Below are 24,590 nucleotides of genomic sequence, written 5' to 3' on the forward strand. Positions count from 1 at the left end.
ACCGGCTCAGGCGTCGAGGTCGTCGGCGACGGCGCGAAGCACCGCGGCGACCTTCTTGGCGTCCTTGGGATCGGGGTGTTTGCCCCGCTGGTAGGCGTTGGAGATGCCGTCCAGGAGTTTGATCAGATCTTCGACGATGACGACCATCTCGTCGGTGCTCTTCCGCTTGACCTTGGCCTTGGGCGCCTTGGCCAGCGTCGGGGGTTGCTCCAGGACGCGCAGCGAGAGGGCCTGCTGCCCACGGCGCCCCTCGGCCACGCCGAACTCAACCCGCTGCCCGGGTTTGAGGGACTCCACGCCGCTCGGCAGTGCGGAGGAATGCACGAAGACCTCACCGCCGTCATCGCGGGTGAGGAAGCCGAAACCCTTGTCGGCGTCATACCACTTGACCTTGCCACTCGGCACAGGGGTGACCTCGTTCAGACCGTCGTGAATGTTGGAAGCAAGGTTAATTCCCCACAGAGTGTCCAGCGACCACAGCTCAGCACCAAAAGTACCCGTAATAGCAAGGGGAATACAGTTTACGTCCTGATGTGGCTGTCCGGCGCCTACCCGACCACCTATTCCTCACCACCACAAGTGGGACACCCTCCTGATTAGAGTACGAACATATGACCAAATCGTCGCCTGAGCGGATCCTCACGGAGGCGCTCCGGCTCTTTGCCGAGCGGGGCTACTGGGTGACTTCGGTGGCCGACATCGAAGCCGCCTCCGGCCTTTCCCCGGGCGCGGGCGGGCTCTATCGCCACTTTCGTTCGAAATACGAAGTGCTCGTCGCGGTGATAGACGCCCATACGGCCCATGCAGAAGGCCTGCACGCCGTCTGCGCGGCAAGGGGTGAATCGGACGGCACCCTGGAGTCCCGGCTCCGCCGTATCTGCGAGGACGGCCTCGCCGCGATGGTGCGGCACCGCAAGATCAACCAAGTCCTCTTCCGCGATCTCGGCCGGTTCCCCGAGCTGGTCGAGATCATCAGGGAGGGCATGCTCCAGCCGATGTACGATGCGATGGCGGCCTGGTTCAAGGCCCAGCCGGAGTACTCCGAGGTCGAGGCGGACTGGCAGGCGATCAGCGCGGTGCTCGGCGGGTCGGTGGTGCACTACTGGATGTTCCAGGAGACGGTGACCGAACCCCCCGGCCGGGTGGAGGCCGAGCGCTTCGTCGCCGCCTGGGTGAGCCTGGCCCTGGGACTGCTCGGCCAGGCGCGCGCCGCCGGGGTGGAGACCGCCGTCGAGGTAGGGACCGTAGGTGAATAAGTCATCATGGGCGACAGTGGCGTGTGATAAGCCCGCTTAGGCTTGCGGAGATGGAAACGGACTTCGCCACCTGGTTGCGAGGACGCACCGACGACGACCTGTGCGCCCTCGTCGCCGCACGTCCGGAACTCATCACTCCGGTCCCCACCCATCTGAACGCCCTCGCCGCCCGCGCCGCCTCCCGGTCCGCCCTCGACCGCGCCCTGGACCGGCTGGACGCGTTCTCCATCGCCGTGCTCGAAGCCCTGCTCGTCCTGCCCTCCCCGCTCTCCCGTACCGACCTGGCCGCCTCGCTGCGCACCGGCGGCGAACCCGTCGGCGACGCCCTCGACGCCGCCCTGGGACGGCTCGGGACCTGGGCCCTGGTCTACAGCGAGGACGACGCCCTCCGCCCCGCCCCCGGGCTCCACCAGGCGCTCCCCCGCCCGGCCGGGCTCGGCCCGCCGGCCGAGGAGGCGTTCGCCCACTATCCGCGGGAGCGGCGGGAGACGATCCTCGCCGACGTCGGCCACGACGACCTCGTCGGCATGCTGCAGGACCCGCTCGGCGTCGCCCGCCTGGTGGCCGACGTCGGCCCCGCCGCCCGCGAGGCGCTGGACAACCTGGCCTGGGGTCCGCCGCTCGGCACGATCCGCAACGCCATGCGCCCGGTCCGGATCGCCACCGCCTCCTCCCCGATCGAGGCGCTCCTCGCCCGCGGGCTGATCGCCGCCGTCGACGACGACACCGTGGTGCTCCCCCGCGAGGTCGGGCTCTGGCTCCGCGGCGGCCGGATCCACCGGACGCTCCCCGCCCGGCCTCCGGCCGTGGACGGCCGCCGGCGCGAGGCGGAGCTGATCGACCGGACCGCGGCGGGACAGGCGTTCACCGCCGTCCGCGCGGTCGAAGAGCTCTGCGAGCTCTGGGGAGCCGACCCGCCCGGCGTGCTCAGAACCGGGGGGCTCGGCGTCCGCGACCTGCGCAGGACCGCGGTCCTCCTGGACGTGCCCGACTGGGCCGCCGGCCTGTGGATCGAGCTCGCCTACGCCGCCGGGCTGATCGCCGCGAGCGGAACCGTCGACGGGGAGTGGCTGCCCACCCCCGGCTACGACTCCTGGTCCGTCCGGACCGTCGCGGAGCGCTGGGCCGTCCTCGCCGCCACCTGGCTGACGACCGAACGGGTCCCCGCGCTGATCGGGGAGCGGGACGACCGCGACCGGCCCGTGTACGCCCTCCACCCCGCGCTTCAGCGGACGGTCGCCCCGGCCACCAGGGCCGTCGCCCTCCGCGCGCTCGCCGCCGCGGATCACGGGGTCGTCCCCACCGCCGAGTCGCTCCACGAGCGCATCTCCTGGGAGCATCCCCGCCATCGGGACCCCCGCCGCGACCAGATGATCGAGTTCACCCTGCGCGAAGCCGAGCAGCTGGGGGTGACCGGGCTGGGCGGGCTCTCCGGGCACGGCCGTGCCCTGCTCGCCGAATCGGACGCGGCCGCCGTCCTCGCCCCCCTCCTCCCCGAGCCCGTCGAGCACGTGCTCCTCCAGGCCGACCTCACCGCGGTCGCCCCCGGTCCGCTCACCACCGAGCTGGGGCGGGCGCTCGCCCTCGCCGCCGACGTCGAGTCGACCGGCGGCGCCACCGTCTACCGGTTCGGGGAGGAGTCCGTACGGCGTGCGCTGGACGCCGGGCAGAGCGCCTCCGACCTGCTGAGCATGCTGGAGAAGCACTCGAGCACCCCCGTGCCGCAGCCGCTTCGCTACCTGGTCGAGGACGTCTCCCGCAGACACGGGCAGGTCCGGGTGGGCGGCGCCTCCGCCTACATCCGCTGCGACGACCCGGTCATCCTGGACCAGCTGATCGCGGACCGCAGGTCGCCGGTGCTCCGGCTCCGCCGCCTGGCGCCCACCGTGATCGCCTCCCGGTCCTCCCGCGACGTCCTGGTGGACGCCCTGCGCTCCATGGGCTACGCCCCGGTCGCCGAATCCCTCGACGGGGACCTGCTCGTCAGCCGGCTGGAGTCCCGCCGCGGCGAGCCCGTCCCCCCGCCCGGGGCGACCCGACCGGCCCCGCCCGGTCCCGAACTCGTCGCGGCGGCCGTACGGGCCCTGCGGGCCGGGGACGAGGCCGAGCACGCGATACGCCGCCCCATCCCCGCGCCGACGGGAGGGCTCCCCCGCTCCGCCGCGGCCGAGGCGCTCGCGGCCCTTCAGGCGGCGATTTCGTCGGGACTACGCGTGTGGATAGGCTACTTGGATGCCCAAGGGCAGGCCACGAGCCGGATCCTGGAGCCTGCCAGGCTTGAGGGCGGCTTCCTGACCGCCTACGATGCCACCCGCGCCGCCGTACACCGCTTCGCCCTCCACCGGATCACCGGGGTGGCCGAGGTGGACGAGGGAGAACCACGTGACTGACGGGCCGCTGATCGTCCAATCGGACAAGACACTGCTCCTTGAGGTCGACCACCCGGACGCGGACGCGTGCCGCAAGGCGATCGCGCCCTTCGCCGAGCTGGAGCGCGCGCCCGAGCACGTGCACACCTACCGGGTGACCCCGCTCGCGCTCTGGAACGCGCGTGCCGCCGGACACGACGCCGAGCAGGTCGTCGACGCGCTTCTGACGTTCAGCCGCTACCCGGTACCGCACGCGCTCCTGGTCGACGTCGCCGACAACATGGCCAGATACGGTCGGCTCCGGCTGGAGAAGCACCCCGTGCACGGGCTCGTGCTGACCTCGACCGACCGCGCGGTGCTGGAGGAGGTGCTGCGGGCCAAGAAGATCCAGCCCATGCTCGGACGGCGGATCGACGACGACTCGGTGGTCGTGCACGCCGCCGAGCGCGGCCCGCTCAAGCAGGCGCTGCTCAAGCTGGGCTGGCCCGCCGAAGACCTCGCCGGGTACGTGGACGGCGAGGCCCACGCGATCTCCCTCTCCTTCGACGACTGGGAGCTGCGGCCCTACCAGCGGGACGCCGCCAGCGCGTTCTGGCACGGCGGCTCCGGGGTGGTCGTGCTCCCCTGCGGGGCCGGCAAGACGATCGTGGGGGCGGCGGCCATGGCGCACGCCTCGGCGACCACGCTCATCCTCGTCACCAACACCGTCTCCGCGCACCAGTGGAAGACCGAGCTGCTCAAGCGGACCTCCCTCACCGAGAGCGAGATCGGCGAGTACACCGGGACGAAGAAGGAGATCAAGCCGGTCACCATCGCCACCTATCAGGTGATGACGACCAAGCGGCAGGGCCAGTATCGCCACTTGGAGCTGTTCGACGCGCGGGACTGGGGGCTGGTGCTCTACGACGAGGTGCACCTGCTCCCCGCGCCGATCTTCCGGATGACCGCGAACCTCCAGGCCCGCCGCCGGCTCGGGCTGACCGCGACCCTGGTCCGGGAGGACGGCCGCGAAGGCGACGTCTTCTCCCTCATCGGGCCGAAACGGTTTGACGTGCCGTGGAAGGAGATGGAGAACCAGGGCTGGATCGCCCCGGCCGACTGCGTCGAGGTGCGGGTCACCCTCGGCGACGACGAGCGGCTGGCCTACGCGATGGCCGAAACCGAGGAGCGCTACCGGTTCTGCGCGACCACCCCGTCCAAGACCCGGGTGGCCGAGGCGCTGGTACGGCGGCACGCGGGCGAGCAGGTGCTGGTGATCGGGCAGTACATCGACCAGCTCGACGAGATCGGCGCCCAGCTGGACGCCCCGGTGGTCAAAGGGGAGACCCGGGTGCGCGAACGTGAGGCGCTCTTCGACCGATTCCGCTCCGGCGAGATCGGCGTCCTCGTCGTCTCCAAGGTCGCGAACTTCTCCATCGACCTCCCCGAGGCCGCCGTCGCCATTCAGGTGTCGGGCACGTTCGGCTCACGCCAGGAGGAGGCCCAGCGGCTGGGCCGGGTGCTCCGGCCCAAATCCGACGGACGAGGTGCCCGTTTCTACGCCGTGGTGGCCCGGGACACGGTCGACCAGGAGTTCGCCGCGCATCGGCAGCGGTTCCTGGCCGAGCAGGGGTATGCCTACAAGATCATCGACGCTGACGCGGTGTTGGACTCCTGACTCGTCTCCTCCCGACGACGGTGCCGGAGAACCGGGTCGGATCTCACCGGACCGGTGCCGCGAATCCCGAAAGATCGGCGCGGATTAGGTCCAGGAGATGCCTGCGGCGCGATCTGAATAGTGCATCACTACACCCACCCCCTCGGTTGCTGATGTACCCCTAAGATCGTGATTTTTCACGAGGTATGCAGAATTTGAAGTCTTTTTCTGCATCGTTCGCTTCCTGAGTGTCCGGGACGCCCCCCGTACACGCGAGAAGGCGCGAGCGGCAGCCGTACACGACCGTCCGCACGCGAGTAGGCTTGGCGGTTTCGCTGTCTTAGATCAGGAGTCACTGTCGCATGTCCTCGCAACGTCTCGCCCCTGACATATCCGGAAATTCTAGAGAATCTTCTCCTCTGACGGATACCGATCCCACTGAGCGATACAACTCCGACATCCTCCAGGCGGAACAGCGGCATCTCACCGCCTCGCGGGCCGCCCTGCGCACGATGCGGGAGCACGCCCAAGCCCTGTCCGCCGACGCCGCCGCCGACTGGGTCACCCGGCAGGTCCTCCAATCACTGCTCGACCAGCGGGTCGCGGCTCTCGCCGACCACCCCGACACACCCCTGTTCTTCGGCCGCCTCGACCACGCCGGCGACCCGGCCGACCTTCCCAAGACCGTCCACGTCGGGCGGCGGCACGTCCACGATCACGACAGCAGGCCGCTGGTGATCGACTGGCGCGCCCCGATCTCCCAGGGCTTCTACCGGGCGAGCCCGGCCGATCCGATGGGGCTGGAACGCCGCCGCCGATTCGGCTACCGGGGCGGCGAACTCACCTCCTTCGAGGACGAACCACTCGACCGAGGCGGCTCCCTCGGGCCGTCGAAGATCCTCACCGAGGAGGTCGAGCGCCCGCGCACCGGCCCCATGCGCGACATCGTCGCGACCATCCAGCCCGACCAGGACGAGATCGTCCGCGCCGACCTCGCCCAGACCGTCTGCGTCCAAGGCGCGCCGGGCACCGGCAAGACCGCGGTCGGGCTGCACCGCGCCGCGTACCTGCTCTTCACCCACCGCGAGCGGCTGAGCCGCTCCGGCGTGCTCGTGGTCGGCCCCAACCAGGCCTTCCTCTCGTACATCTCCTCGGTCCTGCCCGCACTCGGCGAGATCCGCGTGGACCAGACCACCCTTGACGGCCTGCTCGGCGCGCACACCACCGCCGAGGAACCCGCCGTCGCGGCGCTCAAAGGCGACGCCCGCATGGCCGAGGTGCTCCGCACGGCGCTCTGGCTGCACCTGGCCAAACCCGAGGAAGGACTGACGATCGTCAAGGGCGCCGCCCGCTACCGGGTCGCCGACCACGAGGTACGGGAGATCGTCACCTCGCTCCGCGGCACGACCCGGTACAACCCGGGCCGGACCAGCCTCGCCCAGCGGCTCGCGCACGCCGTACTCGTCCGGATGGAACAGCGCGGCGAAGCCCCCGACGACCGGGTTCAGGACGCCGTGGCCAGGTCCAAGCCGGTGAAGGCGCTCATCGACCGGGTCTGGCCCAAACTCACCCCGGGACAGGTGCTCTTCCGCGTGCTCGGCGACCGGGAGTTCCTCGCCCGGGCCGCCAAGGGCGTCTTGGACGCGGAGGAACAGAACACCCTGGTCTGGCCGGAACGGAAGCCCGGCGTGCCGCGGTACCGCTCCTTTCGCGCCGCCCGGTGGAGTGCGGCCGACGCCGCGCTCCTGGACGAACTCGCCGGCCTGATGGACCGGCCCGCCTCCCTCGGTCACCTCATCGTGGACGAGGCGCAGGACCTCTCCGCGATGCAGCTCAGGGCACTAGGGCGGCGCTGCGCGAACGGGTCGGCGACCGTTCTCGGCGACCTCGCCCAGGGCACCACCCCCTGGTCGGCGCGGTCCTGGACCGACGTGCTGCGGCACCTGGGCCGGGACGGCGCGGTCACCGAGCTCGTCCTCGGTTTCCGGGTGCCGCGCGAGGTGCTCGATTTCGCCACCCGGCTTCTTCCCGCCATCGCCCCGACCCTGGCCCCGCCCCGATCCCTGCGGCCCGGGGCGGGTTCGCTGCGGGTACGGCGGACGCCCGTCCTCGTCGAGGAGGTGCTCGCGGCGGTACGGGACCGGATCCGCCTGCCCGGGTCCGTCGGGCTGATCGCCGCCGACCCCGCGATCCCGGAGCTGTCCGCGGCGCTGACCGACGCCGGGCTGGAGCATCTTGTGATCGACGCCGACGGCGGGGACCACCGCCTGGCGCTCGTGCCGGCGACCCTGGCCAAGGGCCTGGAGTACGACCATGTGGTCGTGGCCGAGCCCGCCCGGATCGTCGACGCGGAGCGTGCGCTCACCGGGGAGGGGACCGAGACCGCGCGGGCCGGGCTCGCCCGCCTGTACGTCGTCCTCACCCGGGCGGTGACCTCGCTCACCGTCGTGCACGCCGAGGAACTCCCCGCTCGGCTCCGCTGAAAGATCAAAAGGGTGGCTCCGGGTTCGGAGCCACCCTCTTAAAAGGTGTTGCGAGTCGGACGACCGGACTTAGAAGTCCATGTCTCCGCCGCCACCGGGCATCGCGGGAGCCTTCTCCTTCTCCGGCTTCTCGGCGATGACGGCCTCGGTGGTGAGGAACAGCGCCGCGATGGACGCCGCGTTCTGCAGAGCGGAACGCGTCACCTTGGCCGGGTCGATGATGCCCGCGTCGAACATGTTGACGTACTCACCGGACGCCGCGTTGAGGCCCTTGCCGGCCTCCAGGTTGCGGACGCGCTCGACCACGACGCCACCCTCAAGGCCCGCGTTCACCGCGATCTGCTTGAGCGGCTCCTCCAGCGCCTTCTTCACGATGGCGGCACCGGTGGCCTCGTCGCCGGCGAGCTCCAGCTTGTCGAACGCCTTCACGCCGGCCTGGATCAGGGCCACGCCACCGCCGGGGACGATGCCCTCCTCGACGGCCGCCTTCGCGTTGCGGACGGCGTCCTCGATGCGGTGCTTGCGCTCCTTGAGCTCGACCTCGGTGGCCGCGCCCGCCTTGATGACGGCCACGCCGCCGGCGAGCTTGGCGAGGCGCTCCTGCAGCTTCTCGCGGTCGTAGTCGGAGTCGGTGTTGTCGATCTCGGCGCGGATCTGGTTCACCCGGCCGGCGATCTGCTCGGCGTCGCCGGCACCGTCCACGATGGTGGTCTCGTCCTTGGTGACGATCACCTGACGCGCACGGCCGAGCTGGTCGAGGGTGGTGCTCTCCAGCTTGAGGCCGACCTCCTCGCTGATGACCTGGCCGCCGGTGAGGGTGGCGATGTCACCCAGCATGGCCTTGCGGCGGTCGCCGAAGCCCGGAGCCTTGACCGCGACGGAGCGGAAGAGGCCACGGATCTTGTTGACGACCAGGGTGGCCAGGGCCTCGCCCTCCACGTCCTCGGCGATGAGGACGAGCGGCTTGCCGGACTGCACGACCTTGTCGAGCAGCGGCAGCAGGTCCTTGTTGGCCGAGATCTTGGAGTTGACGATCAGGAGGTACGGGTCCTCGAGGACCGTCTCCATCCGCTCCGGGTCGGTGACGAAGTAGTGGGAGATGTATCCCTTGTCGAAGCGCATGCCCTCGGTGAGCTCAAGCTCCAGCCCGAAGGTGTTGCTCTCCTCGACGGTGATGACGCCTTCCTTGCCGACCTTGTCCATCGCCTCGGCGATCATCTCGCCGATCTGCGTGTCGCCGGCGGAGATGGAGGCGGTGGAGGCGATCTGCTCCTTCGTCTCCACGTCCTTGGCGATCTTGCTGAGCTCCTCGCTGACCCGCTCGACGGCGGCCTCGATGCCCTTCTTCAGGGACATCGGGTTGGCGCCGGCGGCGACGTTGCGGAGACCCTCACGCACAAGAGCCTGGGCGAGCACGGTGGCCGTGGTCGTACCGTCACCCGCGACGTCGTCGGTCTTCTTGGCGACTTCCTTGACCAGCTCGGCGCCGATCTTCTCCCACGGGTCCTCGAGCTCAATCTCCTTGGCGATCGAGACACCGTCGTTGGTGATCGTGGGGGCGCCCCACTTCTTCTCCAGCACGACGTTCCGGCCCTTGGGACCCAAGGTCACCTTTACGGCGTCGGCGAGCTGGTTCATACCGCGCTCGAGACCGCGCCGCGCTTCCTCGTTGAACGCGATCATCTTGGCTGCCATACGGACAGACCTCCCAGTTACAGGGTGGCTTGCGTTGGACCGAGTCGACGCCCGCGACGGCATGTGGGTCCTGCGGTCGCGCCGGCACCATACGCCGAAGCTCCGCCAAGGCCCCATCGCCCCGATCCACGTTTGTCACTCTCACCAGGAGAGTGCCAACGAACTGTTTAGCACTCTACCCTGTCGAGTGCAAGCACGACGCCTCCTGAACGGCCCATATTCCCTTTATGTACAGGTACCGGACACGAGGAACCCGGCCCCGAGACATCGGGACCGGGTTCCTCTCGCTCGTCGGGATCGACCTCAGACGGTGCGCACCGCTTCCGCCTGCGGTCCCTTCTGACCCTGCGTGATCTCGAACTCGACTCGTTGACCCTGTTCCAGCGATCGGTAGCCGTCCGCCAGGATCGCGGAGTAGTGGACGAACACGTCTTTACCACCGTCGACCGCGATAAAGCCATAGCCCTTGTCCGCGTTGAACCACTTGACGGTGCCCTGCGCCACTTTTCGAACTCCTCTTACTGGGCTCCGAACCCCGCCCATGCCCTCGCGGGACCCGTGGCCGTCGCGCCGGAGACATGCACGGACAATTCAGTGCGCGGGCTCAGCGACGGCGACCGTCATTGACCATACCCGTGGCACACCATGGGGCAACAGAGTGATTTACAAAACTCCTACTTGATCTGGTTGAGAAACAGCAGGGGGGCAATATTCCGCGCGAGTGATGTTTGCCGATGCGTACTTGCCCCCGGCATTCCCGAGCCTTACTCATAAATGCCCGCAAGCTGCGGGAACAACAACGGAATCTACCGGCAATAGCCCTGCATTGTGTGCCCGTGGCCGAGATCCGCCTCCATGACGACAGTCTGCCCCCGGCGCCGGACGGGGACAACCCGCTTCGCCACCCGCTCTCCACCTCCCGCCGGGCCCAGGTCCGAGCCGACACGGAATGTGCCCGGGAAACGACAACGGGCCACCCGAACAATCGTCGGGTGGCCCGTATGGCGATGTGCGAGTTCGGCGCTCAGCCGCCGGCGACGGCCGGGATCACCGATACCTGTGACCCGTCGGGAGTGGCGGTCTCGAGCCCGTCGCTGAAACGGACGTCTTCATCGCCCACGTATACGTTGACGAATCGCCGGATCGCGCCCTTGTCATCGAGGATCCTCGCCCCAATGCCGGGATAATCGGCTTCGAGCTTCTGGAGTACCTCACGGAGGGTCGCCCCTTCGGAGCTGACTTCAGCCGCACCAGCGGTATAAGTCCGCAAAATCGTGGGGATTCTGACAGAAACACTCATTTTAATAACCTTTCGAAAATCACTCTTTAGCGCGCGGGATCAGGCGCCGGCGACCGCCCCGCGAAAGGCTTCGAGCGACGGCCGGATCACAGCGGCGGGACGCGCCCAGGAGGTGACCGCGTCGAGGGTCTTCAGACCGTCACCGGTGTTCAGGACCACGGTGTCGGCGTCGGGGTCGAGGCGGCCGGACTCCAGCAGCTTGCGGAGCACGCCCACGGTCACCCCGCCCGCGGTCTCCGCGAAGATGCCCTCGGTCCGGGCGAGCAGCCTGATGGAGTCGACGACCACGGAGTCGTCGACGTCCTCCACCGCGCCCCCGGTGCGGCGGGCGATGTCGAGCACGTACGGCCCGTCCGCCGGGTTGCCGATCGCCAGCGACTTGGCGATCGTGTCGGGCTTGACCGGGCGGACCACGTCGTGACCGGCCTTGTAGGCGGCCGAGACCGGAGAGCATCCGGTCGCCTGCGCCCCGAAGATCTTGTACGGCTTCGCCGGGACCAGCCCCAGCTTGATCAGCTCACGCAGCCCCTTGTCGATCTTGGTGAGCTGGGAGCCCGAGGCCACCGGGACGACGAGCTGATCGGGGATCCGCCAGCCGAGCTGCTCGGCGATCTCGTAGGCGAGGGTCTTGGAACCCTCCGCGTAATAGGGCCGCAGGTTCACGTTGACGAAACCCCAGCCCTCGCCGGCCTCGTCTCCGATGAGCTCGGAGCAGAACCGGTTCACATCGTCGTAGGTTCCCTCGATCCCGACCAGGCGGCCGCCGTACGCCGCCGCCGTGACCACCTTGGCCTCTTCGAGGTCGGCCGGGATGAAGACGCAGGCGTCGAGCCCGGCCCGCGCCGCGGCGGCCGTGACGGCGCCGGCGAGGTTGCCCGTGGAGGAGCAGGAGAGCGTGTGGAAGCCGAAGTTCCGCGCGGCCTCGACCGCGATCGCGACCACGCGGTCCTTGAACGAGTGGGTCGGGTTCCCCGAGTCGTCCTTCACGTACAGCTCGCGCATGCCGAGCTCACGGCCGAGGTTGCGGGCCCGGACCAGCTTGGTCCAGCCGGGCGCGAGGTTGACCTTGTCCAGGACGTCGTCGGGGACGGGGAGGAGCCCGCGGTACCGCCAGATGTTCGGCGGACCCGCCTCGATCTGCTCCCGCGTCACCGGGCTCACCGGCGGAGCGTCCGCGGAGTCGTCCCACTGATATTTCACTTCGAGGGGACCGAAGCACTCGATACAGGCGAAGCTCGGCCCGAGGTCGTAGGTCTGCCCGCATTCCCGACAGGAGAGGTCGACGGCGGGACCGAAGGTCTTGGTGCGGTTTTCTACCCTGGCGACAGCCATGAAGCGAGGCCTTTCCCCCATCTTCGCCCGCGACCACCTTGGCCACAGGCCGGAATTGGCACCTGTCCCGGGCGGACCTCGCTTGTGCGAGCGCGCGCCGGAAGGGTTGCCGGGGCTTCGCAGGGCCGGTCCCTCCACCCCTCTGGATGAGCACATATGAAGTTGTCACCGTACGGATGCCGTACAAGTCCCTAGAACTGTACCTCTCATCCTCGGAGTCACGCTTACCCCGTCTCGCTCTTTAAGACGACCCGTCTTAAAGCGGCGTGCCGTAGGCCTCCCCCAAGGCGTTCTGGATGAACTTGCGGGCGAGGTGGATCCGCGACTTCACGGTGCCGAGCGGCACCCCCAGGTGCTCCGCCACCTCGTTGTACTCAAGCTGCCCGATGTCCCGGAGGATCAGGGCCTGGGCCAGCTCCGGTTTGTCCGCCTCCAGCGCCTCGATCGCGTCCAGCAGATCGAGGCGCGACCCGGCGATCACGCTCACCCGGCGGGGGTCGGGCCGGTTCTCCGGCAGCTCCTCCGCCTGCTCGGAATGTCTGCGCTTGAGGCCGCGGTAGGTCGAGCGCGCGCAGTTCGCGGTCACGATGTGCAGCCAGGTGCTGAAGCGGGCCCGCCCCTCGAACCGGCCGATGTTCCTGGCGACCGCGAAAAGGGTGTCCTGGGCGGCTTCCTCCGCGTCCATGCGGTACGGCAGCAGGCGTGCGCAGTGCCGGATGACACCGGGTTCGATCCGGCGCAGCAGCTCGCCGAGGGCTCGCTGATCACCCTGGGCGGCCTCCCGCGCCAGGTTCTCGACCTCGTTGTCGTATAGCATCCCGCATCCCACCGGCCGTCCGACTAGGACATCATACGGGGGTGACCACCCCTAGGACGATTGGCCGATATCGGGTAGATCGCCGGTTAGGAACCGGCGGTTTCGCCTCAGTGTGGCTTGGATACGACGAAGTTCTCCAATCCCCGGTCGCAATCAAGGTCCTCGCCGACAACTGGTCCCACGAGCTGAACGTGCGCGAGCGGTTCATCGAAGAGGCCCGGATCCTCCGGCGTGCCGACTCCGGAAGACTCGTCCGGGTCTACGACATCGGTGAACTCCCCGACGGCCGCCCCTACTTCGTCATGACGTACGCGGATCGCGGCACGCTGCAGGAGCGGATTCCCCCCACCGGTCTGCCGCTGGCCTCGGCGCTCCAGTTGAGCGAGCTCATCGGCCGGGCCGCCTCGGTCCTGCACGGACTCGACATCGTCCACCGGGACATCAAGCCGTCGAACGTCCTGTTCGCCTCCACCCCCGAGGGCGGGGAACGGATACTCCTCGCCGACCTGGGCATCGCCAAGGCCATGGCCGGGGCCTCGGGGTTCACCGTCGCCGCGGGCACCGCAGGATACATGGCCCCGGAGCAGGGCGTGCCCTATGGGGGAATCGACCCCCGTGCCGACATCCACGCGCTCGGCGCCGTCACCTATCACCTGGTCACCGGACGGGTTCCCGCCCCCCACGGCCAGCGGCCCACCCCCGGCCAGCTCCAGCCGGGGGTCCCGGAGCCGGTGAGCTCGGCGATCATGCGGGCCCTCGCCCCCGACCGTGACTCCCGCTGGGCGAGCGCGGCGGACTTCGCCGACGAGCTGGCGCGGCTCCAATCCGGGCTGACCCCGCCGTTCGACCGGCCGGCACCCGCCCACCCGGCGAAGCCGGCCGCCGAACCGCCCGCCACCGCCGATCCGCATCCGTCCGCCCCGCCCGGGCGGACGGCCACCGTACGGAAGACAACCCGGGGGCGGAGCAGGCGCGGATTCGTCCTCGCCGCCCTGGCGATCCCGGCCGCCCTCGCATTCACGTTCGTCATGATCAACAGCTTCCTGCTCCCCGGCCAGAGACCCGATGTCACGGTCTCCGATACGACCGGGCGGCTGCGGGCCACGGTCCCCACCTCGTGGGCGGCGGAGATCAAGAACACCGGATGGCGGCCCGCCGAGAGCGGCTTGAACGACAAGGCGTCCAAGCGGCCGGCCTTCCTGGTCGGCACCGCGATCGGCGACCTCCCCGACACCGGGCCGGACGAGCCCTTCGTTTTCGTGGGTGCGACGTCCGACACGAAACTGCCGCCGCGTAACATCGAGCACGCCGGTTGCGAGCGGGAGGAAAGTAAGTACAAGGCCCTGTCGTGGAATGTCGTCGAAATACGTTTCACCTGCGCCGACAGGGTGTTCAGCGAGGCGGGGCTCCGTAAAGAGGGAGCCAATGTCTACGTTCAGATCAAGGCACCATTGAATGCGACAGACCAGATCAAGGAAATCTTGAGCAGTATCGAGTTCGATCCTTAATAAAGATCTCTTGATGAATGGAGCGAGTCCATGAGTGCCATCCTGGTCGCCGCGAATCGCGGACCGGTCTCCTTCTCCCTGGCGGAAGACGGCTCGCTGAACATGCGTCGAGGCGGCGGTGGAATGGTCTCCGGGCTCGCCTCCGTGGCGAAGGACACGGACGTACTCTGGGTCTGCGCCGCCCTCTCCGACGGGGACAGGAGCGCGGTACGGCGTTCGCTCAACGGCCGGTTGGACACGGCCGGCTATGAAACCGGCCCGGTTCTGATGCTGGACATCCCCCCGGTGACATTTCATCGGGCTTACAATGCGATCGCGAACTCCACGCTGTGGTTCGTCAATCACCTTCTCTACGACACCCCGAATTCCCCGCACTTCGACAGCCAATTCCGGCGCGACTGGGCATCCTACGAGGAATACAATTCGGCTTTCGCCTCGGCACTCGCGGCCAATGCCGACCCGGGCGCCAGGGTGATGATTCAGGATTATCACCTGACCTTGGCGCCGGTCCTTTTGCGCGAGATTCGGCCCGATCTGCGGATCGCGCACTTCTCCCACACCCCCTGGGCCCCGCCGGAGTACTTCGCGCTGCTCCCCGCCGACGTCGGCAGGGCCGTCCTCACCGGTGTGCTGGGCGCGGATCACGCGGGCTTCCTCACCCGGCGCTGGGCCGACGCCTTCATGAGCTGCTGTGAGGTCCTGCTGGGAGCCGAGGTCGACCGCGAACGCCGTACCGTCACCTGGGAGGGAAGGACCACCGACATCGGCGTCCACGCGCTCGGGGTCGACGGCCCCGCCCTGATCGAACGCGCGCGGGAGGCCGACGTCGAGGCCCGGGTGGAATCCCTCCGCGACCAGGTGGGCGACCGCAGCCTGATCGTCCGGGTCGACCGCACCGAGCTGTCCAAGAACATCGTGCGCGGCCTCGCCGCCTACCGCGAGTTCCTGGCGACCCACCCGGAGTGGCACGGCAGGGTCGTCCACCTCGCGCTCGCCTACCCCTCCCGCCACGACCTACCGGAGTACCGGGAGTACATGGCCTCGGTCCAGCGTCTCGCCAAGGAGATCGAGGACGAGTTCGCCACCGAGGACTGGAACCCGTTGATCCTCAACGTCTTCGACGACTACCCCCGATCCCTCGCCGCCTGCCGCCTCGCCGACGTCCTGCTGGTCAACCCGATCCGGGACGGGATGAACCTCGTGGCCAAGGAAGGGCCGATCCTCTCCGACCGGGGATGCGCCCTGGTCCTCTCCCACGAGGCGGGCGCCTCGGCCGAGCTCGGCGCGGACGCGCTGCTGGTCAACCCCTACGACGTCTCGGAGACGGCGGCCGCACTGCACGCCGGGCTGACGATGCCGGAGCCGGAGCGGATCGAGCGGTGCCGCCGGCTGGCCGCCGCCGGTGCCGCCATGTCGCCGCAGCGGTGGTTCGCGGACCAACTCGCCGCGCTGGGGTGACCGAATCCCTTCCCAGTCATTTTTCGAGTACGTCATGATTCAGTGGTGGATTCCCCCGAAAGTCCTGACCGCGTCGGGCGCTACACCGTCTCCCGCCCGCTGGGATCCGGGGGATTCGCCACCGTCTGGCTTGGCTACGACGACGCCCTCGAATCGGCTGTCGCGATCAAGATCCTCGCCGAGGAGTGGGTCGACGACGTCGACATCCGGGATCGTTTCCTCCGCGAGGCCCGATTCCTGCGACGGGCGGAGTCGACCCGGCTGGTCCAGGTCTACGACATCGGGGAGACGTCGGGACGACCGTACTTCGTCATGACCTATGCGGATCGGGGGACCCTGAAGGACCGGATGGCCGACGGGCCCCACCCCCCGCAGGAGGCCCTGCGGCTCGGCATCGAGATCGCCCGGGCCGCCGAGGTCCTCCACGATCTCGGGGTCGTCCACCGGGACATCAAGCCCTCCAACATCCTGTTCTCCTCGGTGCCCCAGGGCGAACGTCTCATGCTCGCCGACCTCGGCATCGCCAAAGCCACCACCGACGTCTCCGGGCACACGATCTCGGCCGGAACCCCGCGGTACATGGCCCCCGAGCAAGGCCGGCCCAGCGCGAACCTGGACGGCCGCGCCGACGTACACGGAGTGGGCGCCGTCGTCTACCAGCTGCTGACCGGAACGGCGCCCCTCAGCGCCGCCGTACGGCGCCCTCCCGGCGCGATCGTTCCCGGGCTCCCCGAAGGCGTGGACGAGGCCGTCATGCGGGCGCTGGAACCCGAGCCGCAGGATCGATGGCCCTCGGCCGGGGCCTTCGCGGACGCGCTGGCCGAGATCGTCGACGCCACGGTCGCCACCGGCCTCCCCGCCCCGCCTGGTACCCCCGCCGACGTCGGGGAGACCCGGCAGCGCTCGGCGGCCTACACGCTTCCGCACCCGCAGGACCGTCCCCGGCTCTCGGGGAAACGGCGGCGGCTCGTCACCGGGCTCGTGGGCGCCGTCGCGGCGGCCGCCCTCACCGCCGCCGCGTTCTTCATCCTCGACCCGGCGGCGCCCGGCTTCGAGACCGTGATGAGCGACGACGGCCTGCTGAGGGTCGAGGTCCCCGCCGAATGGGCCGGTCAGCGCAGTGGCGCCGGCTGGAACCCCGGCTCCATCGGGCTTACGGACGGCACGGGCAGACCCGCCGTGGCCGTGTCACCGGCACTCGGCTCCCTCGACGACCCGGCGGGCACCCTCCCCGCTCTCCACGCCGGAGTCTCCCGTGACGTCGGGGGGACCGCGCCCTTCAACCGCCAGGACTACCGGGCCTGCCGGGCCGAGCCGGTACGGGAACACCGCAGGCAGGACTTCGCCGGGGTCGTCGCACGCTTCGGCTGCCCGGGGAACGTGCTGATCAGCGAGGTGGTGTGGCGGGACTCAAGCCGGGGTCTGGCCGTGTACGTGTGGATCAGGCAACCTCGGGGGGCCGACCTCACGACGCGCATCCTGGATTCGATCGTCGTGGTACAGGCCTAGAGTGATCTCCTCCAGGTCGAGGATGATCGCGTTCGCGCAGTCCTCGCAGACGTAAACCGGCCGGCCGTCCGGAAGGAAGCCGACTTCGACCCTCGGCCGAGGCCATCGCTTGCGGCACACCGCGCATGCCCGGCCCGCGCGCTGGGCCCGCGACAAGCCTTCTGGATCGAAGGTCAGCACCGCTCCTCCGGAGGGTCAGGCCGTCTCGCCTTGACGCGACACGATCCTCACCACAGTGCGTGAGCGATCAACGCGGGTCAGGGCAGGACGCAGAGGTCAGAGATTCGCTCTCTCCTCACCTATGCGACTCTCCGCTATATACCCAGGCTGGCGGAATCATGTCACCCTGCCGTGGAACTCTTCGGAGACCTGCCGTGTCTCGCGCCGCCGACGACCCCGCTCGGGTCAGGTCTGGATCCCGAACCGGCGGGCGGCCCGCTGCCGCTGCCGAGCCGCGCGTGTCCTGCGCAGCCTCTTGACCAGCATCGGGTCGTACTCAAGTGCGTCCTGGCGCTCGATCAACTCCCCCAGCAGCTGGTAGTAGCGAGTCGCCGAGATGTCGAACGACTCACGAATCGCCTGCTCTTTCGCGCCCGCGTACTGCCACCACTGCCCCTCGAAGGCGAGCAGTTCCCGCTCACGCTCCGACAATCCACCGAACTCGGGGGAGTCCTCCTGATCAGAAAGATCATCCGAGGGAGGCTCCGCCAGGGGGGCATTCTTCAGGCCGGCACTGTCACCACGTACCGATGCAGTGTCCACGCTCTCCTCCTCATATAGCGGCCTGTCGGTCAAGTCGCACCGGTCGGCCCGACGCAATGGTAGTCGCCAATAAGGGGGTGTTCACGGCGGTTCGTGTGATCGCATGACCGGTCTTCCGGATGCGGCGCGCCGCGATCCGGCGATCACGGCGTCTCCCGGAGCCCGGTCCGGATCCCCGGAGGCCATGTCATCACCGGACGTAACGACCCGTTTACTGAAACGTCTTAGCCGGACTGCGGACAAGTGCCACAATGACCGTTGGCACCCCCCGAGCCGGCTGAGGAGGTCGGTGTCGTGACCCTGACGACGGCGCTGACCCGTCTGCCGGTGCTCTCAATCGTGATCTGCCTCAGCGCGCTGATGGTCGGCACGGCGCCGACCGGCCCGGCCATCCGGGAGCGATGGCGCTCCTGGCCGGTGGACCGGATCTTCCCCGAGGCCATCCCCGGGGTAACCCGATCGGGTGCGACCGCCACCTACCTGCGCGCGGGGATCGCCGCCGAGGCGCCCTGCCGGACGGCGCTCCAGCCGCCGGTGGCCAGGCTCCTCGGCCGGCTCGGCTGCGTGAGCGTGCTCCGTGCCACCTACGCCGACAGCACCCAGACCTACGTCGTCACCACCGGCATCGTCGTACTCGCCGAAGGCACGAACGTCCCCCTGCCGCGCCGGCAGCGTCCCGGCGACCGGCCGTCGACCGTACGGCCGGTGGCCTTCCGCGGCGGCCCCGCCGACGAGTTCACCGAGAAGCACTACGTCACCGGCGGAGTCGCCGGAGGAAGCCAGCGGTACCTCGTGCTCACCGCGGCGGGCTACGCCGACAGCCGGCTCTACTCCCCCGCGGACCGGGCCGACCTGCGACTGTCCGACGTGGCCGACACACTCGCCACAGCGCTCTACCGGCGGATCACCGCACCATGCTGACCCGAGCCGTCGCGGGCATCGCGCTGACCGCCGTGGCGCTCCTGGCGCCCGCGTGCGCGGCCGCGGCCGACGACGTGGCGAGCGCGGTCCGCCTCCGGCAGTGGCCCCTCGCCGAACTCCGCGTCCCGGCCGCGTGGAAACACGCCCGAGGGGAGAACGTGGTGGTCGCCGTCCTCGACACCGGGGTGGACGAACGCCACCCCGACCTGCTCGGCGCGGTCATCCCCGGACCCGACCTGGTGGGCGGCGCGCGGCGCGCCGGACGGTACTGGGGCCATCACGGCACGGCGATGGCGAGCCTGATCGCCGGCCGCGGCCACGGACCCGGCCGGGCCCGCGGCGTCATCGGCATCGCGCCCGCCGCCAAGATCCTCTCCATTCGGGTGACCCTGGAGAACGGCGACCCGCTCCGGCAGACCAAGCAGGCCCGCCGGCAGAGCGAGAACGCGGTGGCCGCCGGGATACGCTACGCGGCCGATCAAGGCGCGGACGTCATCAGCATGTCCCTCGGAGGCGGCCGCGGCGTCTACGACGGCAGCGCCGACGAGGAGGAGGCCGTCCAGTACGCCCTCGCCAAAGGCGCGGTCCTCGTCGCCTCATCCGGAAACGACGGTGCCGACGCCAACAGAAAGAACTTCCCCGCGGCCTATCCCGGGGTCATCGCCGTCGGAGCGGTCGACCGGAACCTGCGCCGGGCGCCGTTCTCCAACCGTCAGGGCTACCTCTCCGTGGTCGCCCCCGGCACCCAGATCGTCAGCGCCGACGGCGCCGACTCCTACGTCGTCGGCGACGGCACGAGCGCGGCCGCGGCCCACGTCGCCGGGGTCGCGGCCCTGATCCGCGGACGCTTTCCCGAACTGACCCCCCTGGAGGTCCGGCGGGCCATCGAGCGCAGCACCGTCAGGCGCCCCAAGGGAGGACACGACGCGGAGTACGGCCATGGCCTGGTCAACGCCGAACGGGCGGTCGACACGGCCGGGCTGATGGCCGAACGAAGTGCAACGGGCTGGGACGACTCGGGCACCACGGTGATCACCGCGTCCGAACACACCGAGTACTTCGGCGGAGGCCCCACCCGGAGCGCTCCGATCTCCCGCCGCGTCCTCGGCCTCACCCTGGTCCTGCTCGCGGCCCTGCTCGCCGCCGGCGCCGTCCTGACCGAACGCCACTACGCCCACCGTCGCTGACCGGAGGCGACCGAGGTCGCGGGGCCGCCCGGGACGATCGTCACCGTCGTGCGGGAGCCCGCGGACGGGGGTCGCCGTTCGGCCGTCTTCCGGGTCCCGAGCAGGCCCCGGCACCCGGGATGGGTTCCGAATCCCTGATCCCGCTCAACCCTCCGATCGCCGACACGGGGCTCCGAGGCACCCTGTAGCGGTCGGCGTCAAGGATTCCGGGAAGCTCCTACCGATGGACCCGGCTCCAGGGGAACGCATACGAAAGCCCCGCGCGAGGCGGGGCTTTCGCAGGTCTTTGTCAGGCTACGTGGACCACGTCGTGGACCTCGGCGAAGTGACAGGCACTGGGATGCCCGCTTCCTTCACGCACCTGGAGCAGCGGCTCCTCGACGGAGCAGATCTCCTGGGCCTTCCAGCACCGGGTCCGGAATCGGCACCCCGACGGCGGGTTGGCCGGTGACGGCACGTCGCCGGTGAGGATGATGCGCTCCCGGTTCTCCCGCCCGCGGGGGTCGGGTACCGGGACCGCCGACAGCAGCGCCTGGGTGTAGGGGTGCGTCGGATGGTCGTAGATCTCGGCGTCGGCCCCCAGCTCCACGATCTTTCCGAGGTACATGACCGCCACCCGGTCGGAGATGTGACGGACCACGGAAAGGTCGTGGGCGATGAAGATGTAGGCCAGGTTGAACTCCTTCTGCAGCCGGTCCAGCAGGTTCATCACCTGTGCCTGAATGGAGACGTCCAACGCCGAGACCGGCTCGTCGCACACGATGATCTCCGGCTGGAGGGCGAGCCCCCGGGCGATGCCGATCCGCTGCCGCTGACCGCCGGAGAACTGGTGGGGGTACCGGTTGATGTGCTCGGGGTCGAGCCCGACCACTTCCAGCAGTTCCTGTACCCGCCGCCGCCGATCGCCCTTGGGCGCCACCTCGGAATGGATCTCGAAGGGCTCCCCGACGATGTCGCCGACCGTCATCCGGGGGTCCAAGGACGTGTAGGGGTCCTGGAACACCATCTGGATGTTGCGTCGCATCCGCTTCAACGCCGCACCCCGGGCGGACGCGATGTCCTCCCCGTGGACGCGTACCGAGCCCGAGGTCGGACGCTCCAACGCCATCAGCAGTTTGGCCAGGGTGGACTTACCGCAGCCGGATTCGCCCACCACACCCAGCGTCTCGCCGCGGCGCAGGTCGAAATCGACCCCGTCCACCGCTTTGATCGCCCCGATGCTCCGCTTGAGAACGATCCCCTGGGTCAGCGGGAAGTGCTTGACCAGGTCGCGCACTTCAAGAATCACATCATCCTGCGACGCCATCGAGGACCTCCCTGGAGTAGTGACAAGCGCTCCGCCGTGGCCCCTCCACCGTCAGAAGAGCCGGCACATCGGTTGTGCAGTTGTCCCGCTTGAAGACGCAGCGTGGGTGAAACGCGCAGCCCGACGGCATGTGGAGGAGATTCGGGGGGATTCCCTTGATCGCGAAGAGGTCCTGGCCCTTCTGATCCACCCGGGGGATCGAGTCCAGCAGACCCTTGGTGTAGGGATGTGCGGGCTTGGCGTAGAGGTCGAACACCGATGCCTGTTCGACGATCCGCCCGCCGTACATCACAGCGATCTTGTGTGCCACGTCCGCCACGACCCCGAGGTCGTGCGTGATCAGGATGAGCGCCATGTTGCTCTCCCGCTGCAGCTCCGCGAGCAGGTCCATGATCTGGGCCTGCACGGTCACGTCGAGCGCCGTGGTGGGCTCGTCCGCGATCAGCACCTCGGGATCCAGCGCGATCGCCATCGCGATCATGATGCGCTGCCGCATACCGCCCGAGAACTGGTGCGGGAAGTCCCTGAGCCGCTGTTTGGCGGCCGGGATCCGGACCCGGTCCATCAGCTCCACGGCCTTGGCGTAGGCCTGCTTCTTGGAGAGCCCGCGGTGCACGCGGAACATCTCCCCGATCTGCCAGCCCACCGGGAAAAGCGGGTTCAACGCCGACAGGGCGTCCTGGAAGATCATCGAAATGCCCTCGCCGCGGATCTTGCGGCGTTCGGCCTCCGGCATCGTCAGGAGGTCGACCCCGCGGAACCGGATCCGCCCGCCCCGCACCACGCCCGGAGGCATGTCCAGGATGCCCATGATGGTCTGGGCGGTCACGCTCTTGCCCGAGCCCGACTCCCCCAGCACCGCGAGGGTCTCGCCGGCGTCGACACTGTAGGTGACGCCGTTCACCGCCTTCGCGACACCCGCCTGGGTCCGGAACTCCACCTGGAGGTCTTCCACTTCAAGGAGCGATCCGGAGTATGGCCGATCGCCGGAGGAGACCGGCTCGGTGACTGCTTTCGTCATGGGTACCCCTACCGCAACTTGGGATCGAGAGCCGACCGGACGGCGTCCCCCAGCATGACGAACGCCAGCACGCAGACGCTGAGGAAGATCGACGGGAAGAGCATGGCGTGCAGGGCCGTACGGAGATAGTCCGTGTGGTCGGCGATGGCGATACCCCAGGAGATGACCGGTGCCCGCAGCCCCACGCCGAGGAAGGAGAGCGTCGCCTCCGCACTGATGTAGCTGCCCATGCTGATCGTGGCCACCACGATGATCGGCGCCAGCGAGTTCGGGAGCAGGTGCCGGAAGATGATGCGCCCGGGACTGGCCCCAAGGGCACGCGCCGCCAGCACGTAGTCCGCATGCTTGACGCTGAGCAGCGAGGATCTGGCTATTCGGGCGACGATCGGCCAGCTCAGCACGGAAAGCACGATGATGACCACCGCCGTGATCAAGACGGCTCCCGGGTTCTCCTGGGCGGGCGCGACGGTCGAGAGGATGAGGATGGCGCCGAGCAGGTAGGGCACTCCGATGAAGATCTCTCCGATCCGGGAGGTGAGCGAATCCACCCAGCCCCCGGCGAACCCGCCGATAACCCCCATGATCACACCGACGAGTACCGCCAGCACCGTGGTGAGCACCCCTACGACCACCGAGGCGCGGGCTCCGTAGATGGTCCTCGCGTAGACGTCGCGCCCCTGCAGGTCGTAGCCGAACCAGGCCGCCGCGCTCGGCGGCTCCAGGCTTCTCCTCAGCTCCGCGAAGGCGGGGTCCTTCCCGGTGAAGAGCTGCGGGAAGATCGCCATGACGATGAACACGGCGAGCAGGGCGAGCGAGATCCAGAAGAGCGGCTGCTTGCGCAGCTCCGCCCACGCGTCCTGCCACAGGCTCCGCGGCTTGCCGCTCCCCGGCGCCGTGGTCTCCTGGACCTCGCCGCCCGCCGCCACGCCGGCCGTCTGGATGGTTACCGGGTCACTCATAGCGGATCCTCGGGTCGAGCACGCCGTACAGAAGATCGACGAGCAGGTTGGCCAGGAGATACACCACGACGAGCAGTGTCGCGACCGGAACCACCACCGTGTAGTCCCGTCGGCCGATGCTCCCGAAGAGGAGGCCGCCGATACCGGTGATGTTGAAGATGCCCTCGGTCACGATCGCCCCGCCCATCAGCGCACCGATCTCGGTGCCGAGGAAGGTGACGACGGGGATCGCGGAGTTGCGCAACAGGTGGATGCCCACCACCCTGCGGCGCGGCAATCCCTTGGCCACCGCCGTCCGCACGTAGTCGGCCCGGAAGTTCTCCACGATGCTGGTCCGGGTGAGCCGGGTGGTGAACGCCATGTTCAGGCTGGCGAGCACGATGGCCGGCACGATCAGCTCGCTCCAGGGCGCCCCCGCGGACACCGTGGGGTTGATGATCCCGAGCTGGATGCCGAGGATCCACTGGAGCGTGAAGCCCGTGACGAAAACCGGTAGCGAAAGCAGGAACAAAGTGAATATTGTGATTGAACTGTCGAAGAAGCCACCTTTCTTAAGCCCACTGATCACTCCCAGACCGATGCCCACGACGGCCTCAATGGCGACGGCCAGCAGTGCGAGCTTGATGGTCGTGGGGTAAGCGAGCTTGATCAGGTCGATGACCGGGACCTGGTTGAAGTTCACCCCGAGGTTGCCCTGAAGGACATTGGTCAAGTACTTCAGGTACTGGAGCCAGAACGGGTCGTTGAGCCCGAACTGCTCGGTCATGGCCGCGACAAACGCCTCGGGGCACGGACGATCCCCGCATCGGTTGGCGAAGGGGTTGCCGCCCGGCAATTGCCAAACCATGAAGTTGATGAGAAACGTGGTGCCTAATAGCACCGGTATGAGTTGCAGTAGGCGCCTAATCGTGTAGCGACCCATTTGCACCCTCCAGTCTGACGACGAGACGTCGTACGAGAAGACTCCACGTCAATAGCGGCGGGATCGCCGCCACGAATATCGAGGAGCCTCTCGATTCCGGGAGCTGACATCACCGTAGACGAGAAGTCGTACGGTGTCTGTGGTTACTG

At 68.9% G+C, this 24,590-nt stretch carries 20 protein-coding genes and 1 riboswitch; of the genes, 9 read left to right on the forward strand and 11 right to left on the reverse strand.

From position 1 onward, the window contains the following. Positions 1-6 precede the first annotated feature (6 nt). Entirely contained in the window at positions 7-405 is a 399-nt protein-coding gene (locus RUR_RS32325; RefSeq protein WP_283139015.1) for a cold-shock protein, read from the reverse strand. A gap of 206 nt (positions 406-611) precedes the next feature. Here RUR_RS32325 and RUR_RS32330 point away from each other — a divergent pair, with 206 nt between their 5' ends. The 4 genes from RUR_RS32330 (at position 612) to RUR_RS32345 (ending at position 7,744) form a co-directional block, all read left to right on the forward strand. After that, positions 612-1,256, forward strand: coding sequence for a TetR/AcrR family transcriptional regulator (locus tag RUR_RS32330; RefSeq protein WP_283139016.1), 645 nt, complete (start codon positions 612-614; stop codon positions 1,254-1,256). Positions 1,257-1,306: 50 nt separating this feature from the next. After that, positions 1,307-3,646: a helicase-associated domain-containing protein gene (locus RUR_RS32335; protein WP_283139017.1), complete on the forward strand. Its 2,340-nt coding sequence runs from the start codon at positions 1,307-1,309 to the stop codon at positions 3,644-3,646. Next, positions 3,639-5,282: a DNA repair helicase XPB gene (locus tag RUR_RS32340; RefSeq protein WP_283139018.1), complete on the forward strand. Its 1,644-nt coding sequence runs from the start codon at positions 3,639-3,641 to the stop codon at positions 5,280-5,282. Before RUR_RS32335 ends, RUR_RS32340 begins: the two co-directional genes overlap by 8 nt. A gap of 341 nt (positions 5,283-5,623) precedes the next feature. Continuing rightward, on the forward strand, positions 5,624-7,744 hold the full coding sequence (locus RUR_RS32345; RefSeq protein WP_283139019.1) for a HelD family protein: 2,121 nt from the start codon (positions 5,624-5,626) through the stop codon (positions 7,742-7,744). A gap of 69 nt (positions 7,745-7,813) precedes the next feature. Here the strand turns inward: RUR_RS32345 and groL are convergent, their stop codons facing one another. The 5 genes from groL to RUR_RS32370 all read right to left on the reverse strand — a co-directional run bounded on the left by groL (position 7,814) and on the right by RUR_RS32370 (position 12,888). Continuing rightward, positions 7,814-9,439, reverse strand: a complete 1,626-nt coding sequence (groL, locus tag RUR_RS32350) for a chaperonin GroEL (RefSeq protein WP_283139020.1) — start codon at positions 9,437-9,439, stop codon at positions 7,814-7,816. A gap of 303 nt (positions 9,440-9,742) precedes the next feature. Next, a complete protein-coding gene (locus RUR_RS32355; protein ID WP_283139021.1) occupies positions 9,743-9,943 on the reverse strand; it encodes a cold-shock protein in 201 nt (66 codons plus the stop codon). 520 nt (positions 9,944-10,463) lie between these two features. Then, a complete protein-coding gene (locus tag RUR_RS32360; RefSeq protein WP_283139022.1) occupies positions 10,464-10,739 on the reverse strand; it encodes a MoaD/ThiS family protein in 276 nt (91 codons plus the stop codon). Positions 10,740-10,778: 39 nt separating this feature from the next. Beyond that, positions 10,779-12,071: a threonine synthase gene (gene thrC, locus RUR_RS32365; RefSeq protein WP_283139023.1), complete on the reverse strand. Its 1,293-nt coding sequence runs from the start codon at positions 12,069-12,071 to the stop codon at positions 10,779-10,781. Positions 12,072-12,085: 14 nt separating this feature from the next. Further along, positions 12,086-12,224, reverse strand: a riboswitch (SAM riboswitch). Positions 12,225-12,327: 103 nt separating this feature from the next. Next, positions 12,328-12,888, reverse strand: coding sequence for an RNA polymerase sigma factor (locus RUR_RS32370; protein ID WP_283139024.1), 561 nt, complete (start codon positions 12,886-12,888; stop codon positions 12,328-12,330). 41 nt (positions 12,889-12,929) lie between these two features. Between RUR_RS32370 and RUR_RS32375 the strand changes: the two genes are divergently transcribed. Genes RUR_RS32375 through RUR_RS32385 form a run of 3 tightly spaced genes read left to right on the forward strand, consistent with a single transcriptional unit; the run spans position 12,930 to position 17,363 of the window. Next, positions 12,930-14,396: a serine/threonine-protein kinase gene (locus tag RUR_RS32375; RefSeq protein ID WP_283139025.1), complete on the forward strand. Its 1,467-nt coding sequence runs from the start codon at positions 12,930-12,932 to the stop codon at positions 14,394-14,396. 30 nt (positions 14,397-14,426) lie between these two features. Further along, complete coding sequence (locus RUR_RS32380; RefSeq protein ID WP_283139026.1) at positions 14,427-15,854, forward strand: alpha,alpha-trehalose-phosphate synthase (UDP-forming); 1,428 nt, start codon at positions 14,427-14,429, stop codon at positions 15,852-15,854. A 45-nt stretch (positions 15,855-15,899) separates the two neighbouring features. Then, positions 15,900-17,363, forward strand: a complete 1,464-nt coding sequence (locus RUR_RS32385; protein WP_283139027.1) for a serine/threonine-protein kinase — start codon at positions 15,900-15,902, stop codon at positions 17,361-17,363. 405 nt (positions 17,364-17,768) lie between these two features. Here RUR_RS32385 and RUR_RS32395 read toward each other — a convergent pair whose 3' ends face one another. Continuing rightward, positions 17,769-18,074 (reverse strand): DUF3263 domain-containing protein, encoded by a 306-nt coding sequence (locus RUR_RS32395; RefSeq protein ID WP_283139866.1) that lies wholly within the window; start codon positions 18,072-18,074, stop codon positions 17,769-17,771. A gap of 345 nt (positions 18,075-18,419) precedes the next feature. On the opposite strand from RUR_RS32395, the gene RUR_RS32400 reads away from it, so the two are divergent. Both RUR_RS32400 and RUR_RS32405 read left to right on the forward strand, forming a co-directional pair. After that, positions 18,420-19,046 (forward strand): hypothetical protein, encoded by a 627-nt coding sequence (locus RUR_RS32400; protein WP_283139029.1) that lies wholly within the window; start codon positions 18,420-18,422, stop codon positions 19,044-19,046. Then, complete coding sequence (locus RUR_RS32405; RefSeq protein WP_283139030.1) at positions 19,040-20,233, forward strand: S8 family serine peptidase; 1,194 nt, start codon at positions 19,040-19,042, stop codon at positions 20,231-20,233. The genes RUR_RS32400 and RUR_RS32405 overlap by 7 nt, the downstream gene beginning before the upstream one ends. A gap of 289 nt (positions 20,234-20,522) precedes the next feature. Here RUR_RS32405 and RUR_RS32410 read toward each other — a convergent pair whose 3' ends face one another. Genes RUR_RS32410 through RUR_RS32425 form a run of 4 tightly spaced genes read right to left on the reverse strand, consistent with a single transcriptional unit; the run spans position 20,523 to position 24,441 of the window. After that, positions 20,523-21,539 carry an ABC transporter ATP-binding protein gene (locus tag RUR_RS32410; RefSeq protein WP_283139031.1) on the reverse strand — a complete coding sequence of 339 codons (1,017 nt, stop codon included), beginning with the start codon at positions 21,537-21,539 and terminating at the stop codon, positions 20,523-20,525. Next, a complete protein-coding gene (locus RUR_RS32415) occupies positions 21,523-22,560 on the reverse strand; it encodes an ABC transporter ATP-binding protein (protein WP_283139032.1) in 1,038 nt (345 codons plus the stop codon). The genes RUR_RS32410 and RUR_RS32415 overlap by 17 nt, the downstream gene beginning before the upstream one ends. Positions 22,561-22,568: 8 nt before the next feature. Then, on the reverse strand, positions 22,569-23,519 hold the full coding sequence (locus RUR_RS32420) for an ABC transporter permease (protein ID WP_283139033.1): 951 nt from the start codon (positions 23,517-23,519) through the stop codon (positions 22,569-22,571). Continuing rightward, positions 23,512-24,441 carry an ABC transporter permease gene (locus RUR_RS32425; RefSeq protein WP_283139034.1) on the reverse strand — a complete coding sequence of 310 codons (930 nt, stop codon included), beginning with the start codon at positions 24,439-24,441 and terminating at the stop codon, positions 23,512-23,514. The genes RUR_RS32420 and RUR_RS32425 overlap by 8 nt, the downstream gene beginning before the upstream one ends. Positions 24,442-24,590 lie beyond the last annotated feature (149 nt).

The sequence above is a fragment of the Rhizohabitans arisaemae genome (assembly GCF_025996515.1).
Lineage (GTDB): Bacteria > Actinomycetota > Actinomycetes > Streptosporangiales > Streptosporangiaceae > Rhizohabitans > Rhizohabitans arisaemae.

Excerpts from the sequence above, each read along its gene's own strand:
- RUR_RS32335 (WP_283139017.1), top strand. The coding sequence starts at position 1,307 with ATGGAAACGGACTTCGCCACCTGGTTGCGAGGACGCACCGACGACGAC.
- thrC (WP_283139023.1), bottom strand. The coding sequence starts at position 12,071 with ATGGCTGTCGCCAGGGTAGAAAACCGCACCAAGACCTTCGGTCCCGCC.
- RUR_RS32345 (WP_283139019.1), top strand. The coding sequence starts at position 5,624 with ATGTCCTCGCAACGTCTCGCCCCTGACATATCCGGAAATTCTAGAGAA.
- RUR_RS32405 (WP_283139030.1), top strand. The coding sequence starts at position 19,040 with ATGCTGACCCGAGCCGTCGCGGGCATCGCGCTGACCGCCGTGGCGCTC.
- RUR_RS32380 (WP_283139026.1), top strand. The coding sequence starts at position 14,427 with ATGAGTGCCATCCTGGTCGCCGCGAATCGCGGACCGGTCTCCTTCTCC.
- RUR_RS32425 (WP_283139034.1), bottom strand. The coding sequence starts at position 24,441 with ATGGGTCGCTACACGATTAGGCGCCTACTGCAACTCATACCGGTGCTA.
- RUR_RS32330 (WP_283139016.1), top strand. The coding sequence starts at position 612 with ATGACCAAATCGTCGCCTGAGCGGATCCTCACGGAGGCGCTCCGGCTC.
- RUR_RS32410 (WP_283139031.1), bottom strand. The coding sequence starts at position 21,539 with ATGGCGTCGCAGGATGATGTGATTCTTGAAGTGCGCGACCTGGTCAAG.
- RUR_RS32370 (WP_283139024.1), bottom strand. The coding sequence starts at position 12,888 with ATGCTATACGACAACGAGGTCGAGAACCTGGCGCGGGAGGCCGCCCAG.
- RUR_RS32360 (WP_283139022.1), bottom strand. The coding sequence starts at position 10,739 with ATGAGTGTTTCTGTCAGAATCCCCACGATTTTGCGGACTTATACCGCT.
- groL (WP_283139020.1), bottom strand. The coding sequence starts at position 9,439 with ATGGCAGCCAAGATGATCGCGTTCAACGAGGAAGCGCGGCGCGGTCTC.
- RUR_RS32420 (WP_283139033.1), bottom strand. The coding sequence starts at position 23,519 with ATGAGTGACCCGGTAACCATCCAGACGGCCGGCGTGGCGGCGGGCGGC.
- RUR_RS32415 (WP_283139032.1), bottom strand. The coding sequence starts at position 22,560 with ATGACGAAAGCAGTCACCGAGCCGGTCTCCTCCGGCGATCGGCCATAC.